Annotated in this window: 19 protein-coding genes; 18 read left to right on the top strand and 1 reads right to left on the bottom strand. The window is 67.3% G+C overall.

Annotated elements, in window-relative coordinates; all coding sequences use genetic code 11:
- Window positions 1-30: 30 nt before the first annotated feature.
- Complete coding sequence (locus AB4Y43_RS09125) at window positions 31-213, bottom strand: ChaB family protein (protein ID WP_368727596.1); 183 nt, start codon at window positions 211-213, stop codon at window positions 31-33.
- Between the two features lie 298 nt (window positions 214-511).
- Here AB4Y43_RS09125 and AB4Y43_RS09120 point away from each other — a divergent pair, with 298 nt between their 5' ends.
- The 18 genes from AB4Y43_RS09120 to AB4Y43_RS09035 all read left to right on the top strand — a co-directional run bounded on the left by AB4Y43_RS09120 (window position 512) and on the right by AB4Y43_RS09035 (window position 14086).
- Window positions 512-997: a hypothetical protein gene (locus AB4Y43_RS09120; RefSeq protein ID WP_368727595.1), complete on the top strand. Its 486-nt coding sequence runs from the start codon at window positions 512-514 to the stop codon at window positions 995-997.
- A 51-nt stretch (window positions 998-1048) separates the two neighbouring features.
- A complete protein-coding gene (locus AB4Y43_RS09115) occupies window positions 1049-1699 on the top strand; it encodes a BON domain-containing protein (protein ID WP_368727594.1) in 651 nt (216 codons plus the stop codon).
- 17 nt (window positions 1700-1716) lie between these two features.
- Window positions 1717-3216: a F0F1 ATP synthase subunit beta gene (gene atpD, locus AB4Y43_RS09110; RefSeq protein WP_368727593.1), complete on the top strand. Its 1500-nt coding sequence runs from the start codon at window positions 1717-1719 to the stop codon at window positions 3214-3216.
- Entirely contained in the window at window positions 3213-3671 is a 459-nt protein-coding gene (locus AB4Y43_RS09105) for a F0F1 ATP synthase subunit epsilon (RefSeq protein ID WP_321924613.1), read from the top strand. Before atpD ends, AB4Y43_RS09105 begins: the two co-directional genes overlap by 4 nt.
- A complete protein-coding gene (locus AB4Y43_RS09100; RefSeq protein ID WP_368727592.1) occupies window positions 3668-3973 on the top strand; it encodes an AtpZ/AtpI family protein in 306 nt (101 codons plus the stop codon). The genes AB4Y43_RS09105 and AB4Y43_RS09100 overlap by 4 nt, the downstream gene beginning before the upstream one ends.
- Window positions 3966-4241 (top strand): ATP synthase subunit I, encoded by a 276-nt coding sequence (locus AB4Y43_RS09095; RefSeq protein ID WP_368727591.1) that lies wholly within the window; start codon window positions 3966-3968, stop codon window positions 4239-4241. The genes AB4Y43_RS09100 and AB4Y43_RS09095 overlap by 8 nt, the downstream gene beginning before the upstream one ends.
- Window positions 4238-4936, top strand: a complete 699-nt coding sequence (locus tag AB4Y43_RS09090; RefSeq protein WP_368727590.1) for a F0F1 ATP synthase subunit A — start codon at window positions 4238-4240, stop codon at window positions 4934-4936. Before AB4Y43_RS09095 ends, AB4Y43_RS09090 begins: the two co-directional genes overlap by 4 nt.
- Window positions 4933-5178, top strand: coding sequence for a F0F1 ATP synthase subunit C (locus AB4Y43_RS09085; RefSeq protein WP_321924618.1), 246 nt, complete (start codon window positions 4933-4935; stop codon window positions 5176-5178). Before AB4Y43_RS09090 ends, AB4Y43_RS09085 begins: the two co-directional genes overlap by 4 nt.
- A 12-nt stretch (window positions 5179-5190) precedes the next feature.
- Window positions 5191-5940, top strand: a complete 750-nt coding sequence (locus AB4Y43_RS09080; RefSeq protein WP_368727589.1) for a F0F1 ATP synthase subunit B — start codon at window positions 5191-5193, stop codon at window positions 5938-5940.
- The gene (locus tag AB4Y43_RS09075) at window positions 5894-7471 is read left to right on the top strand and encodes a F0F1 ATP synthase subunit alpha (RefSeq protein ID WP_368727588.1); all 1578 of its coding nucleotides are present in this window, start codon (window positions 5894-5896) and stop codon (window positions 7469-7471) included. The genes AB4Y43_RS09080 and AB4Y43_RS09075 overlap by 47 nt, the downstream gene beginning before the upstream one ends.
- Window positions 7468-8334 carry a F0F1 ATP synthase subunit gamma gene (locus AB4Y43_RS09070; RefSeq protein ID WP_368727587.1) on the top strand — a complete coding sequence of 289 codons (867 nt, stop codon included), beginning with the start codon at window positions 7468-7470 and terminating at the stop codon, window positions 8332-8334. The genes AB4Y43_RS09075 and AB4Y43_RS09070 overlap by 4 nt, the downstream gene beginning before the upstream one ends.
- A gap of 79 nt (window positions 8335-8413) precedes the next feature.
- Complete coding sequence (locus tag AB4Y43_RS09065; protein ID WP_368727586.1) at window positions 8414-9064, top strand: BON domain-containing protein; 651 nt, start codon at window positions 8414-8416, stop codon at window positions 9062-9064.
- 135 nt (window positions 9065-9199) lie between these two features.
- A complete protein-coding gene (locus AB4Y43_RS09060; protein ID WP_368727585.1) occupies window positions 9200-9790 on the top strand; it encodes an NAD(P)H-dependent oxidoreductase in 591 nt (196 codons plus the stop codon).
- A 50-nt stretch (window positions 9791-9840) separates the two neighbouring features.
- Complete coding sequence (locus AB4Y43_RS09055) at window positions 9841-10491, top strand: BON domain-containing protein (protein WP_368727584.1); 651 nt, start codon at window positions 9841-9843, stop codon at window positions 10489-10491.
- Window positions 10488-10739, top strand: coding sequence for a hypothetical protein (locus AB4Y43_RS09050; RefSeq protein WP_368727583.1), 252 nt, complete (start codon window positions 10488-10490; stop codon window positions 10737-10739). Before AB4Y43_RS09055 ends, AB4Y43_RS09050 begins: the two co-directional genes overlap by 4 nt.
- Window positions 10740-10812: 73 nt before the next feature.
- Window positions 10813-11184 (top strand): CBS domain-containing protein, encoded by a 372-nt coding sequence (locus AB4Y43_RS09045; protein WP_368727582.1) that lies wholly within the window; start codon window positions 10813-10815, stop codon window positions 11182-11184.
- Between the two features lie 41 nt (window positions 11185-11225).
- A complete protein-coding gene (locus tag AB4Y43_RS09040; RefSeq protein ID WP_368727581.1) occupies window positions 11226-11750 on the top strand; it encodes a flavodoxin family protein in 525 nt (174 codons plus the stop codon).
- A complete protein-coding gene (locus AB4Y43_RS09035) occupies window positions 11747-14086 on the top strand; it encodes an FAD-dependent oxidoreductase (protein ID WP_368727580.1) in 2340 nt (779 codons plus the stop codon). Before AB4Y43_RS09040 ends, AB4Y43_RS09035 begins: the two co-directional genes overlap by 4 nt.
- The last annotated feature ends 3 nt before the right edge of the window (window positions 14087-14089 follow it).

Raw genomic sequence — 14089 nt, 5'->3', positions numbered from 1 at the left:
AGTGGCGCGGTTCCAGCGGGGAGCGATCGTCTAGAGCGGGACCCAGTACATCCCGTCGCGAACATACAGGCGCTTTACGGCCGCCCAGGCAATCCGGCGAGCCGCTTCCTCGCGGCGCGGGTCCAGGGCGTGGTCGGCGTAGGCGCGATTGAACGCGGCCCGGAAGATGTCCTGCGCATGAGGCGGCAAATGATTGCGTACGCCCAGAGGCAAGTCGCTATTCGTCGGGTAAGGCATGGCTGTGAGGTGCGGGTTGCACACGAAGTCAAGCGGAACAAGTGAGAGGCTCGCGCGCCTCAGTCGACCTGCATCTGATTCAAATCAAGAGACGCCAGATCTTGTCTGCACGCACGCGCGTTCCGCCGGCCGGCTACCCGTCCCCCAAAAAGTACTGATGCAGGTCAATTGCGCGGGAAGCCCCTCCGATAGATTGAACGAGGAATGCGACCTGCCGGGCGAAGCCGCGCGTTGCGGATCAGGCGGTGGTGGTCGATCGATCTGGAGATTGCAAATGAGAGAGAGCCCCCAGAATCTACCGTTTTCACCCGTTTCCATGCTGAGCATGAGCGCGCGCATGGTGCAGCTTGGCCTGGACGATTTTCAGGCCCTGCTCGGACTGCAGGCGAAGTGCGTCGAGCGTGACCGCGTGGCGGCCCAACATGCGTGTGAAGCCCTGACGGATGTCCGCACGTACGATAAGGGGGCGCTCGTGCAGACGTGTCAAAACTTGTTCCGGGAGTACTGCGCGGCGAGCGTGGCCTTGTTCGAGCAAAGTCAGGAACTGGCTATGCGAAGCCAGACGGCGTTTGGGGCGTTGCTGCGAGCCGGCGCGATCGACTTCGAAAAAGCCTGTATCCGTGCGCAGGCTCAGGCGACCCGCCAGACTGGCGCCGTGCCGCAGGCGGCCGACTGGTTGACGTACCTGGGCCAATTCGCGGGCGTGCGCCCGAATGGTGAGGCGAAGTTCGAAAGTCGTCCCGCAGCCACCGGTGCCTGATAGTCAGGAGTCCAGATTCCGCCAATGACGCCCGCGCGTACGGAGCACGCCATGAAAGCCGATACGCAACTGAAGCAGGACGTGCTGGACGAACTGGCGTTCGACTCAGCGTTGGACGCGTCGCGTATTCGTGTCGAAGTGGCAAACGGAGTCGTGACGCTGGCGGGCGCGGTGCCGGTGTTTGCCCACACGCATGCCGCCGAACACGCTGCGCAGCGCGTGAGCGGCGTGTGTTCGGTCGTTACGCGGATGCGGGTCGAACGGCCGGTTATCGACCCGCCAGGCGACGACGAGATTGCGGATATGGCGCGCGCTGTCCTGCACTGGACGGCCGGCGTGCCGCAGCGGGCCGTGGAGGTCGAGGCTGAGAACGGCCATCTTTTCTTGCGGGGAGCGGTCGAATGGGAATGGCAGCGCGAGCTTGCGATTCGCGCGCTCGTGCGCTTGCGAGGCGTGACGGGAATCACGAGCCGCGTGGAGGCGCGTCGGCGCATGGACCCGCGGAAAATCGGCGAGCGCATCGGCAAGGCGTTTCAGCGCTATGCGGACGACGAGGCGAGCCGCATTCACGTCGAAGCAAGCGAGGGCATGGTGACGCTGAGAGGGACGGTAGCATCGGACGCCGAACGCACCGTAGCGCGCGGCGCGGCGTGGGCGCATCCCGGCGTGCACGCGGTTATCGACGAACTCGTGCTGGTTTGACGCCGCGGAGTCCCGCCATGCCAGTGAGCCTCGCCCCGAACCATCCTTCGACCTCGGCCGCTGCAACCGTGCCGCGCGCCGTGGGGCGCGTGAGCGCCTTGCGCGGCGCGGTTCTGGACATTGTGTTTGAAGACGGGCCGCTGCCTCCCGTCGAAGACGCGCTGACTATCGTCTGCGACGACGGCTCGCGGCTCGTCGCGGAAGTCGAGGCGCATCTCGGCAGCACGATGCTGCGCGCGCTCGCCTTGCAATCCACGGCGGGATTGCGTCGCGGCGCCCGCGTCGAGGCGCAGGGCAGCCCGCTCGTGGTGCCCGTGGGCGACGCGGTGCTCGGACGGCTGCTCGACGTGAGCGGCACGGCGCGCGACGGCGGAGCGCCGCTCGACGCCGGCGCGCCGCGCCGTCCGATCCACCGCGCGGCGCCCCCGCTTGCGGCCCTGCGCGGGTCAAACGAGATCTTCACCACCGGCATCAAGGTGATCGACCTGCTCGCGCCGCTCGCACAGGGCGGCAAGGCCGCGATGTTCGGTGGCGCGGGCGCGGGCAAGACCGTGCTTCTGATGGAGCTGATTCACGCGATGGTCGAGCGCTATCAGGGCATCTCGGTGTTTGCGGGCGTGGGCGAGCGCTCGCGCGAGGGGCACGAGATGCTCTCGGACATGCGTGGCTCGGACGTCCTCGCGCGCACGGTGCTGGTGTACGGCCAGATGAACGAGCCGCCGGGGGCGCGCTGGCGCGTGCCGCTCACGGCGCTCACGATCGCGGAGCATTTTCGCGACGAGAAGCACCAAAACGTGTTGCTGATGATCGACAACGTGTTTCGCTTCGTGCAGGCGGGCGCCGAGGTGTCGGCGTCGCTCGGGCGCATGCCTTCGCGGGTCGGCTATCAGCCCACGCTGGCGAGCGAAGTGGCCGCGCTGCAGGAGCGCATCGTCTCGGTGGGCGATGCTGCGGTGACGGCCGTCGAGGCTGTGTATGTGCCCGCCGACGATTTCACCGATCCCGCCGTGACGACCATCGCGGCGCATGTAGACAGTATGGTCGTGCTCTCACGCGCCATGGCCGCCGAGGGCATGTATCCGGCCATCGATCCGATCGCCTCGTCGTCGGTGCTGCTCGATCCGCTGGTCGTGGGCGCGGAACACGCAGCGGTCGCGGTCGAGGTGCGCAGGCTCATCGAACACCATCGCGAACTGCAGGACGTGATCGCGCTGCTTGGCGTCGAGGAACTGGGCGCCGAGGACCGGCTGCTCGTACAGCGCGCGCGCCGCCTGCAGCGCTTTCTTACGCAGCCCTTCGCGGTGACTGAGGCGTTCTCGGGGCAGCCGGGCCGCTCGGTCACCATTGCGGAAACGCTCGCAGGCTGCAAGGCGATAATCGCCGGCGAGTGCGACGACTGGCAGGAGCGATCGCTCTTCATGGTCGGCACACTCGATGAGGCGCGCGAGAAGGAACGCGCATCGGCAACGCGAATGGGCGCCGCGGCCGCACCCGCACCCGTCCAGGGGGACGAATGACCACCACGCTGCTCGATCTGACGATCGCCACGCCGCTCGACATGGCGGTGAACCACGAGGCCGCCGGTTCGCTGCGCGCCGAGGACGAAAGCGGTGCGTTCGGCATTCGGCCAGGTCACGCCGACTTCATCACGATGCTTGCGCCTTCAGTGGTGCGCTGGGTCGCGCCGGACGGCAAGCGACGCTATTGCGCCGTGGACGGCGGCGTCCTGACGGTTTCCGGCGGCCAGACGGTGTCCGTTGCGTGCCGCGAGGCGATCGTCGGCGATTCGCTCGAACGGCTGGAGCGTGAAGTCGCCCGCGTGCGCGCGGCGCAACTCGATGCCGAGCGGCGCGTGCGTGTGGAGACCGTGCGCTTGCACGCCCAGGCGGTGCGGCAGATTCTGCGCTATCTGCGCGGCCCGGTCGTGCCGGACGGGCAAGAGATTCCGGCGGCACGGGAGCGCGGGCAATGAGCGATCCGTCACGAGAGTCCAACCACATGGCACGGGCGGCGCGCGACGCCGCGCAACGGGAAGCGCGCGGACGCGCGCAACCGGAGCCTTCGCTCGGCAGCCGGCTCGGACAGATCGGCATTCTCGGCTGGACCATCGTGCTGCCCACGCTGGCCGGGCTCGCGATCGGCCACGTGCTCGACAGGTGGTTCGGCACGCGCGTGTTCTTTTCGGCGCCGATGCTCATGCTGGGCGCGGCGGCGGGCCTCTGGTTCGCGTGGAAGTGGATGCATCGGCAGGAACGGAGTCATCAGGATGACTGATCACTGGACGATCTGGGCAGGCGCGGCGGGACTGATTGCCGGTGTGGCGGTGGGCGCCGTGCACTTCGCCGCGCTGCGCTGGAATGCGCGCCTGTTTGCGTCGGGCCGAATCGGCTTCGCGCTCGGTGCACAGGCGCTACGCTGCGTGCTGACCGCGTTGCTCCTGTTCGCGCTCGCGCGCGCCGGCGTCCCGGCGCTGCTCGCGGGCATGGCCGGGCTGCTGCTTGCATGCCATACCGCGCTTCGCATGATGGTGCGGACACGATGAAAGCATCGCCTCTCGTCACCTCGCCGCTCTGGCATGTCGGCCCGCTGGCGATTACTGCGCCCGTCGTGATCACGTGGGTCACCATGGCCTGCATGGCTGCCGCCGCGGTACTGCTGACACGGCGGCTAGCGCTGAAGCCTTCGAAGACGCAAGTCGTGCTGGAGTTGCTCGTTACGACGCTCGACACGCAGATACGCGACACCATAGAGAGCGACCCCGCCCCCTATCGTGCGCTGATCGGTACGCTCTTCCTGTTCGTGCTGGCGGCGAACTGGTCGTCGCTGCTGCCAGGCGTGGAACCGCCGACCGCCCATCTCGAGACCGACGCGGCGCTCGCGCTGATCGTGCTTGCCGCAACCGTCTTTCACGGCTTGCGCACGCGCGGGCTGCGCGGCTATCTCGCCACTTTCGCCGAGCCGACCTGGGTGATGATCCCGCTGAATGTCGTCGAGCAACTCACGCGCACCTTCTCGCTCGTCGTGCGCCTTTTCGGCAACGTGATGAGCGGCGTCTTCGTGGTCGGCATCGTGCTCTCGCTCGCGGGGCTGCTCGTGCCCATTCCGCTGATGGCGCTCGATCTGCTCACCGGCGCCGTACAGGCCTACATTTTCGCGGTGCTGGCGATGGTGTTCGTGGGCGCCGCGGCGGGCGGCGCGCCCTCGGGCGCCGGCCATCGCGCACAGGGACAGCCATGAACATGATCGAAATCGTCAGCATCGCGGCCGCAGCGCTTGCAGTGTCATTCGGCGCGATCGGCCCTGCGCTGGCCGAAGGCCGCGCCGTCGCCGCCGCGATGGACGCCATTGCGCGCCAGCCGGATTCCTCAGGCACGATCTCGCGCACGCTATTCGTCGGCCTCGCGATGATCGAAACGATGGCGATCTACTGCCTCGTGATCGCACTCCTGCTGCTGTTCGCCAATCCATTCGTCAAGTAGGAAGACCGCTCCATGCATATCGACTGGTCGACGCTCGCGCTGCAGACAGTCAACGCCCTGGTGCTGGTCTGGCTGCTCGCGCGTTTCCTGTTCCGCCCCGTGGCGGATATCGTCGCCGCGCGCCAAAAGGCGGCGCAGGCGCTGCTTGCGGACGCCGAGGCGAGCCGCCGCGCGGCGCAGGCCGGGCAGGACGCAGCACGCGAGGAAAACGCGCGGCTCGCGGCTTCGCGTGAGGCGGCGCTGCGGGCAGCGGAGGCGGACGCCGAAGCCCACAAGGCCAGACTGCTCGCACTGGCGCGGGCCGAAGCAGCGCAGGTGCGCGTGCAGGCCGAAAACGAGATCGACCGCGAGCGCGCCGCGCAGGCGCGCGCCATCGAGGGCGATGCGGTGCGGCTGGCGGTGGAGATCGCCGGCCGGTTGCTCGACCGCATGCCGCCGGAGGCGCGTGTGCAGGGCTTTATCAACGGTACGGCCGAGGCGCTGGCGAGCCTGCCACCCGAGACGCGCGCGGGGTTCGGCGCGCATGGCGAGCCGCTTGAGCTTGCCGCGCCACGCGAACTGAGCGCCTCCGAACGAAAGGCTTGCGAGGATGCGTTCGGCGCGGTGCTCGGGCACGACATCACGCTGCGCGTGCGTGCTGATCCCGAGCTGATCGCCGGGATCGAACTCACCGGCGCGCATGCGGCTGTGCGCAACCATTTGCGTCGCGATCTCGATGCCATCCGCGAGACGCTGCGGGAGCAGGGCGGTGTGCGCGGCTGAATCCAACGCGCATTCCTGGCTCGCGCGGGCGCAAGACGCGCTCGCTCGCGTGCGCTTTGCCGCCGAGGCACAGACCAATGGCAGCGTGGAGCAGGTGGCCGACGGCGTCGCCCGCATCTCGGGCCTGGCTGATGTCGCGCTCGACGAAACCGTGCGCTTCGCAAGCGGTGCGACCGGCTACGTGCGCACGCTAGACGCCAACCTCGCGAATGTCGTGCTGCTTGACGGCGCAGCGGGCGTGGAGGCCGGCGAGCGCGTTGAGCGTACCGGCACCGTGCTTCAGGTGCCGGTGGGCGAGCAACTGCTCGGGCGCGTGATCGATCCGCTTGGCCGGCCTCTCGACGGCGGCGATTTGCCTGCGGCCGGGACATGGCTGCCCGTGGAGCGCCCCGCGCCCGCCATCGTCGAACGGGCCGCCGTGAGCGAGCCGCTCGAAACCGGTTTGCTGATCGTCGACGCGCTGTTTGTGATCGGGCGCGGACAGCGCGAGCTCATCATCGGCGACCGGGCGACCGGCAAGACCTCGCTCGCGGTCGACGCCATCGTCAACCAGCGCGCGAGCGACGTGATCTGCGTGTACATCGCTGTGGGTCAGCGCGCCACGGCGATACAGCGCGTGATCGACGCAGTGCGCGCGCGCGGCGCGCCGCAACGCTGCGTATTCGTGGTGGCGCCGTCGTCGGCAACGCCTGGCATGCAGTGGATTGCGCCGTTCGCGGGCTTCTCCGTCGCCGAGTATTTCCGCGACCGCGGCCAGCATGCGCTCGTCGTGATCGACGATCTCTCGAAGCACGCGGCCACGCACCGCGAGCTGGCGCTGCTCACCGGCGAGCCGCCAGGCCGCGAGGCGTACCCTGGCGACATCTTTTACCTGCACGCACGGCTGCTGGAGCGCGCAGCGAAGCTGAGTGCGGAACTCGGCGGCGGCTCACTCACCGCGCTGCCGATCGCCGAGACCGACGCGGGCAATCTCTCCGCTTACATTCCGACCAATCTGATTTCGATTACCGATGGCCAACTCGTGATGGACGCCGCGCTCTTCGCGGCGAACCAGCGGCCCGCGGTCAACGTGGGGCTGAGCGTGAGCCGTGTGGGCGGCAAGGCGCAACTGCCCGAGCTGCGGCAGGTGGCGGGGCGGCTGAGAATCGACTACGCACAGTTCCTCGAGCTGGAGATGTTCGCGCGCTTTGGCGGCCTCACGGATACGCGCGTGAGTGCGCAGATCACGCGCGGCGAGCGGATTCGCGCGTTGCTCGCGCAGCCGCGCTTCAGCCCCCTTGGCGCTGCCGGTCAGGTGGCGCTGCTCGGTGCGCTCGCCGACGGCGAGTTCGATGCGTTGCCCGCGCACGCTGTGGCGCAGATTCGCGAGCGACTCGCACAGGGAAGCGCCCAGGCGAAGACCTACGCTTCGCATGACGAATCATCATCGAACGCACAGGCCTTGCGCGAGCGCGTGCGCGAATGCATCGCGGCCTTTGCCGGCGGCTCGGACGAGGCGGCCGCTGCAAAGCCTGGCGAGGGGGCGCAATGAGCGGCAAGCTCGGCGAGATCGAAGCGAGGATCGCAGCCACCCATCAACTCGAAGCCGTGGTCGGGGCTATGCGCGGGATTGCCGCGGCGCGTTCGCACGACGCGCATGCAAAGCTCGCCGGTATCCGCGCTTGTGCGGCGGCGGCCGGGGCCGCGATCGGGGACGTCCTTGCGTTTGACCCTTCGGGCGTGCCGGCACGCGCGGCGAACGCCGACGACGGCCCCGAGGCGTGCGTTGTCATCGGCGCGGAGCAGGGCTTCGTCGGCGGCCTCAACGACCGGATCGCGGAGGAAGTGTTGGGCGGTGCTCGAGAGCGCGTCCGCCATTGGCTGCTGGTCGGCACGCGGCTCGTGAACGCGTGCGCCGAGCGTGGGCTGACCGGGACGTGGTCGGCGCCGATGGCCGCGCATCCGGCAGGGGTTCCGCATCTGGCGGCCCGCGTGTCCGATGCGCTCTACGCGCGTCTTGCCGATGGCGAGCGCGCCACACGCGTCACGGTCACCCACGCGCTGCCAGGCGAGTCGCGGATGCGTATCGTTCAGCGCACGCTCATTCCATTCGATTTCGCACGTTTTCACGTAACGCCGCGTGCGCTGCCGCCGCTCGTCAACGTGGCGCCCGCGCGCCTCCTCGGCGGGCTCGTCGAGCTATATGTTTCGCTGGAACTGTGCGAGGCGCTGATGCTCTCGTTCGCCGCCGAGAACGAAGCGCGCGTGCGCGCCATGCTGGCCGCGCGCTCGAACGTGCGAGAGCGGCTGGCAGGTCTTTCGCAACAGTACCGGGCGATGCGCCAGGACGAGATCACCTCGGAAATCGTCGAGTTGTCCACGGGGCGCGAGGCGACGCAGCGCGCAATGATTTGATCGACATCAGCCGGGCAGCGTCGCCCTGCGCGATGCTTGAACCGGCGCACTCGGGCAAAAGCCCGGCAAGGAGGCGGCAATGAAATCCGACGAGACGTTGAGCGAACAGGTGGCTTGCGAACTCGCGTGGGACCCCGAGGTGGATGTCTCGCGCCTCGAGATCGGTGTGCAGGACGGCATCGTGACGCTGTTGGGCTCGGTACCGGGCTACGCGCAAAAAGTGGCCGCCCAGCGAGCGGTCGAGCGTGTGGCCGGCTGCCGGGCAATCGTCATCGAGCTCAAGATCGACGCGCCGCCGGTGCTCCAGCATCCGGATTTCGATCTCGCCGAAGCCATCGTGCTCGCGTTGCGCTGGCAGGCGGGTCTTGCCGGGAACCAGGTTCACGTCGAAGTGGAGCGCGGCTGTGTGACGCTCAGCGGCGAGGTGGACTGGGGCTATCAGCGCAATCTGGCCGAGAAGGTGGTGAGCCGCATGCGTGGCGTGATGGGCGTGGCCAACCGGATCGCCGTGCGCAACAGCGACGCCGTCACTCATGTCGCCGAGCATATTTCGGCGGCGCTTGCGCGCCGCGCCCAGCGTGAGTTCGCGGGCATCCAGATCAAGGTCGAGGATGGCGTGGCGACGCTGAGCGGCAAGGTGTCGTCGCTGCGCGACCGGCGCGCTGCATGTGGCGCCGCGTGGGCGACGCGCGGCGTGCGGCGCGTGGTGGACGAACTGGTCGTGGAGTGACCCGGAGTCAAGACGTCGAAGTCTTCGCATGATTGACGTGTGTCAATTGAATGGCCGCGAGGACGCGCACGATGGATTTGTCCGTGTGCAGCGCTATTTTTGAAAGGAGCCACCGCCATGCAGAAACACCTGATCGTGGTCGCGCATCCGGTGGAAGACAGCTTCACCATGAGCGTGACGCGTGCCTACCTCGGCGAGTTGGTCCGCATGGGCCATGACGTGCGTGTTCATGACCTCTACCGCATGGGGTTCGATCCCGTGCTGTCCGCAGAGGAATTGACCGAGGGAAGCGACGTGCACGTTCGCATGGCCGACGTCGTGATCGCGCAAAAGGATGTGCTTGCGGCCGACGTCGTGACAGTCATCTATCCGCTCTGGTGGATGGCGATGCCCGCGATGATGAAAGGCTATATCGACCGCGTGTTCAGTCGCGGCTTCGCGTACGCGACGCAACCGGACGGCGTGCACGGCTTGCTGGCGGGTCGCCGCGCCGTCGTGGTGACCATCTCGGCCGCACCGCGCGCCTCGTTCATGAAAGACGGCCGGTGGCAGGCGATGCAGCTTTTGCAGGACACCCACGTTTTTCGCGCGTCCGGTTTCGACCTGATCGGGCACCTGCATTTCGACGAAGTCGGCCCGGGAATGTCTCCCGCCACGGCTTCCGACGACCTCGCTCAAGTGCGTGAATTTGTGCGCGGGCATTTCGCCTCTGTGCCGGCGGCGTGAATCCTGGCTGAAACCAACCTTCGGCCTGGCGAAATCAGGAGTGGACCGCAATGAAATCGGATCTGGAATTGAAGCATGACGTAGAGGCTGAATTGGCGTGCGACCGGTCGATCCAGCCTGCGAGTGTCGGCGTCGAGGTGTCGAGCGGCGTGGTGACGCTGTCAGGCCATCCGGCGAGCTACGCGGCCAAGCTCGCCGCGCAGAGGGCGACGGCACGGGTTGCCGGCGTGCGCGGCATCGTCGTGCAGATGGAGGTGCGCGTGCCGCGGCACGATGAGCGCAGCGACGAAGAGATCGCAAATACGGCGCGCTCGATCCTCGAATGGACCGTGGGAATCAATCATGAGGATGTCCAGGTAGAAGTCGAGAAAGGCTGCGTCAGGCTGCTCGGCGAGTGCGACTGGGGCTACCAGAGCCATGCCGCGCAGAACGCGATCGCGCATCTGCGCGGCGTGACGGGCGTGGACAACAAGATCCGCATACGCGGCACGACCTCGGCAGAAGACATCGCACGCGGCATTCGCGCCGCGATTGGGCGGCACGGCGAGCGGGAAGCGAAACACGTCGAGATCAAGATCGAAGGCGGCACGGTCACATTGACCGGCAAGGTGGCTTCGCACGCCGAGCGGCAACTCGTCTACGGAGCGGCCAAAGCGACGCCGGGCGTGCACACGATCGTGAATCTGCTGAACGTCGAATGAAACAGGAGGGCACAGCCATGTATCGCTTCTTTCGCCGATTCGAACGCCTGGCGTTCGGAATCGTGACGGCGTCGGCCATCCTGTGCACGGGCGTTCTCGTCGTCCACCGGTTCGGTGACGCGCTGGTGCCCGATTTTGTCTCCGGGCATGCCGTCGATGCCGGCGTGCCGTTCGCACAGATTTGCAAGGAAGCGAGTGAGACTGGCTCGTGCGAAGCGTTGCTCGCCGGCTGGAAGGGGGCGATATGAACGCTGCTGCGCTTTGTACACGCGAGGAGCCACCTGCGACGCGCAAACGTCCATCGTGGAAGCCGCGAAGAGGATGCGCGCGCTGCATGCCGGAGATCTGGTGGTGGTGCGTGACGATGGCGGTGTACGCGTGCCACTTGGCGTGCTGACCGATCGGGACATCGTGCTGGCCGTGGTGAGCCCGGACGCGGCGGCAAACAAGCTGTACGCCGGCGACGTGATGTCGACGCCAGCGGTGATCGCAAACGGGGCCGACGATATCTGGCTGCTCGCAAAGCGAATGCGTCTGCACGGTGTGCGCCGCATGCCGGTGGTCGGGGAAGACGGCGGACTGATCGGCATCGTATCGCTCGACGATCTGCTGCATGCGGCCGCGAACCTGCTCGACGAGTTGCGCCTCATCGCGGCACGCCAGGCGCATACAGAGGGCAAGCGCCGAGCGTAGCGTCGCGAGGTTTGCTTCGGCCGAACATGATGGAGGTGGCCTTGAACGCACCATTACGAATTCTCGTGGTCTTTTATTCACGCAGCGAGACGACGGCGGAGTTTGCCGGGCGACTCGCCGCCGAACTCGAAGGCGATTACGAACGGCTGCAAGAGGTCGAACCCCGGCGGCGCAGGGGCCCCTTGGGATTCCTGCTGTCGATTCTCGACGTGGTCCGCAAGCGCCCCGCGCACTTGCAGCCCATGACGCACAGACTTGCCGATTACGACGTCGTCCTGATCGGTACGCCGGTGTGGGCGGCGCGCGCCTCGACGCCGGTTTCGACCTGGCTTTCGCTGCACTGGCACCAGATGAGCACGGTGGCGTTTTTCTGCACGATGGGCGTCCGCGGTAGCGAAGACGCGTTCGAGCAGATGCAGCGGCTCGCCCAGCGTGTGCCGATCGCCACCTGCGCGATCTCCGCGCAAGACATGCGGGCAGATGCGGCCGTCGAAAAGGTTTCGCGCTTCGTGCTGACGATCAAGGACGCGCTTGCCGTGCGCGAGCACGAGGCGGCAACGAGATGAAACCGGCGCCGGAGCGGGGCATATGCGAGCGGCGCTTCGACTATGTACTGGCAGGCGGCGGGATTGCGAGCGTGTCGGCTGCGCGCTCGCTGCGCCACGAAGAGCCGTGTGCGAGCATCGCGATTCTCTGCGGCGAACCCGTTCTGCCATACCGGCGGCCACCGCTCACGAAGGGATTCCTCACGGGTAAGGTCGGCGCGGCGCGAGTCACGATCCATCCGGCGGACTTCTACGCGAAGCAGAACATTGCGTTGCTCCTGCATGCGAGAGCCGTAGCGCTCGATCGCGCCGCGCATTTCGTGCGGCTCGACGACGGTAGCGCGGTTCACTACGGCAAGCTGCTGATCGCAACGGGTGCGGCCCCGCGCATGCTCGATATTCCCGGCGCCGCGCTTGCGGGCGTGCACCTTCTCCACGATATCGGCGATGCGGTCACGTTGCGAGCGGATACGGCGAGCAAGCAACGGGCGCTGGTGATCGGTGCAGGCTTCGTCGGTGTCGAGACCGCAGCGGCGTTGCGCGAACTGGGCCTCGAAGTCACGCTCGTCGAACGCAGTGCGAAATTGCTGCCGCAGTTGCATTCCGCGTTGCTCTCGGAGCATTTCAGGCGCCTTGTAGCGGCGCGCGGCGTCGAGGTGTTGACCGGAGCCACGGTTGAACGTTTCACGGGGCACGACGCGCTCGCAGGCGCGGTGCTCAGCGATGGCCGCGCGCTCGCGTGCGAGCTTGCCGTCGTCGCGGCCGGCGTGGAGCCGAACTGCACATGGCTTGCCGGCAGCGGCGTGACGTTGGCTGATGGCGTGCTTGTAGACGAGTGCTTGCAATCGTCGGACCCGGACATCTACGCGGCAGGTGACGTGGCGAATTTCCATGACCCTGTGCTGGGCGCGAGGCGGCGTGTCGAGCACTGGGACAACGCGGTGCGCCAGGGACGCCTCGCCGCTCGCAACATGCGTGGCGCACGCATGCCGTACCGCGACGTCTCGATCTTCTATGGGGACGTCTTCGACGTGCCCTACAACTTCCAGGGCGATCCATCGGATGCGCAGGACGTCGTCGAGCGCGGCGAGTTTCCGCAGCGACCGTACTCGCTGCTCTTCCTGAAGCACGATGTGCTACGGGCGATGTTCTCGATCGGCGCACCTGCCGACGAAGCGGTGGCAGCGGAAGAAATGATACGCCACCGGCGCAATCTCGCGAACAGTTGCGCGGCGCTTGCGCTAGCGGGTTCTCGCCTGGGCGCGCTGCCTTCGCAGACTGTGCTCATCCTGCAAGGGGGCGGCGCGCTCGGGGCGTTCGAGAGCGGAGCGATCGCCGCGCTGGAGTCGCATGGCGTGCGTCCCGACATCGTCTCGGCCGTGTCGATCGGCGCGTTCAACGGAGCGATCGCTGCGAGCCATCCCGGTCACGCGATTGAGGCGCTTCGTGCTTTCTGGCGCGAACTGTCGATCGAGGGGCTTGCTGCGCCGCAGGCATATGCGCATATGCGGCAGACCGAGCTGGCCTGGCATCTCGCGCTCTTTGGCGTGCCGAATTTCATGCGCCCGCGCTGGTGGATGGGCGCACCGGGAACCGGCAGCTTTGCGCCATGGTGGACGAGCTACTACGACACGCAGGCCATGCTCGCGCTCTTGCGCCGCTACGTCGATTTCGACGCGCTGACTGCAAGCCCGACGCGCCTGCTGCTCGGCGCGGTGGATGTGGCAAGCGGCGAACGGCGCATTTTCGACAGTTACGTCGACCGTCTGACGCCCGAGCATCTGCTCGCAAGCGGCAGCCTGCCGCCCGCGATGCCGTGGACGACGGTGGAGGGCCGCGCATACTGGGACGGCGGTATCGTCAGTAACTCGCCGCTCGACCTCGTGATCGAGCGCTGCGGCCAGGTGGCAGGACGCGTATTCGTCGTCGACCTCTTTTCCGGGCTTCGGCCGTTGCCGTCGAATCTGATCGAGGTCATGCTGCGGCGGGACGAGATCGTCTACGCGGACCGGGTGCGCAACGATCTGCGCTTCGAGGAGAACGCCAATGATTTCCGCGATCTCGTCGAGCGCATCACCTCTCAGCTCGACGCCGATGCGGCTGCGCGCGTACGGCAGTCGCCGGAGTACATCCGCCTGATGGGCAACCATGCGCCCGTGCAGATTCACCGCATTGCGCTCGATGGCGCAAGCCTGAGCAGGGTGCCGTTTGCGCGCGACTTCGATTTTTCGGCAGAGTCGATCGCGGCGATGCAGGAGCTAGGCCGGGCGGCCGCGCTGGCGGTGCTCGAACCGGGCGAAGCGAAACTGCGCGGCGCCGAGACGGCCTCGGACTACGAGGACGAGGTGTGCAAATAGCGC

The organism is Paraburkholderia sp. BR10872 (assembly GCF_040965835.1).
Classification (GTDB): domain Bacteria; phylum Pseudomonadota; class Gammaproteobacteria; order Burkholderiales; family Burkholderiaceae; genus Paraburkholderia; species Paraburkholderia nodosa_A.
The sequence above is the reverse complement of the archived record's forward strand: the minus strand, read 5'-3'. Positions and strand labels throughout refer to the sequence as shown.

Excerpts from the sequence above, each read along its gene's own strand:
- AB4Y43_RS09120 (WP_368727595.1), top strand. The coding sequence starts at position 512 with ATGAGAGAGAGCCCCCAGAATCTACCGTTTTCACCCGTTTCCATGCTG.
- AB4Y43_RS09115 (WP_368727594.1), top strand. The coding sequence starts at position 1,049 with ATGAAAGCCGATACGCAACTGAAGCAGGACGTGCTGGACGAACTGGCG.
- atpD (WP_368727593.1), top strand. The coding sequence starts at position 1,717 with ATGCCAGTGAGCCTCGCCCCGAACCATCCTTCGACCTCGGCCGCTGCA.
- AB4Y43_RS09105 (WP_321924613.1), top strand. The coding sequence starts at position 3,213 with ATGACCACCACGCTGCTCGATCTGACGATCGCCACGCCGCTCGACATG.
- AB4Y43_RS09100 (WP_368727592.1), top strand. The coding sequence starts at position 3,668 with ATGAGCGATCCGTCACGAGAGTCCAACCACATGGCACGGGCGGCGCGC.
- AB4Y43_RS09095 (WP_368727591.1), top strand. The coding sequence starts at position 3,966 with ATGACTGATCACTGGACGATCTGGGCAGGCGCGGCGGGACTGATTGCC.
- AB4Y43_RS09090 (WP_368727590.1), top strand. The coding sequence starts at position 4,238 with ATGAAAGCATCGCCTCTCGTCACCTCGCCGCTCTGGCATGTCGGCCCG.
- AB4Y43_RS09085 (WP_321924618.1), top strand. The coding sequence starts at position 4,933 with ATGAACATGATCGAAATCGTCAGCATCGCGGCCGCAGCGCTTGCAGTG.
- AB4Y43_RS09080 (WP_368727589.1), top strand. The coding sequence starts at position 5,191 with ATGCATATCGACTGGTCGACGCTCGCGCTGCAGACAGTCAACGCCCTG.
- AB4Y43_RS09075 (WP_368727588.1), top strand. The coding sequence starts at position 5,894 with ATGCCATCCGCGAGACGCTGCGGGAGCAGGGCGGTGTGCGCGGCTGAA.
- AB4Y43_RS09070 (WP_368727587.1), top strand. The coding sequence starts at position 7,468 with ATGAGCGGCAAGCTCGGCGAGATCGAAGCGAGGATCGCAGCCACCCAT.
- AB4Y43_RS09065 (WP_368727586.1), top strand. The coding sequence starts at position 8,414 with ATGAAATCCGACGAGACGTTGAGCGAACAGGTGGCTTGCGAACTCGCG.
- AB4Y43_RS09055 (WP_368727584.1), top strand. The coding sequence starts at position 9,841 with ATGAAATCGGATCTGGAATTGAAGCATGACGTAGAGGCTGAATTGGCG.
- AB4Y43_RS09050 (WP_368727583.1), top strand. The coding sequence starts at position 10,488 with ATGAAACAGGAGGGCACAGCCATGTATCGCTTCTTTCGCCGATTCGAA.
- AB4Y43_RS09045 (WP_368727582.1), top strand. The coding sequence starts at position 10,813 with ATGCGCGCGCTGCATGCCGGAGATCTGGTGGTGGTGCGTGACGATGGC.
- AB4Y43_RS09035 (WP_368727580.1), top strand. The coding sequence starts at position 11,747 with ATGAAACCGGCGCCGGAGCGGGGCATATGCGAGCGGCGCTTCGACTAT.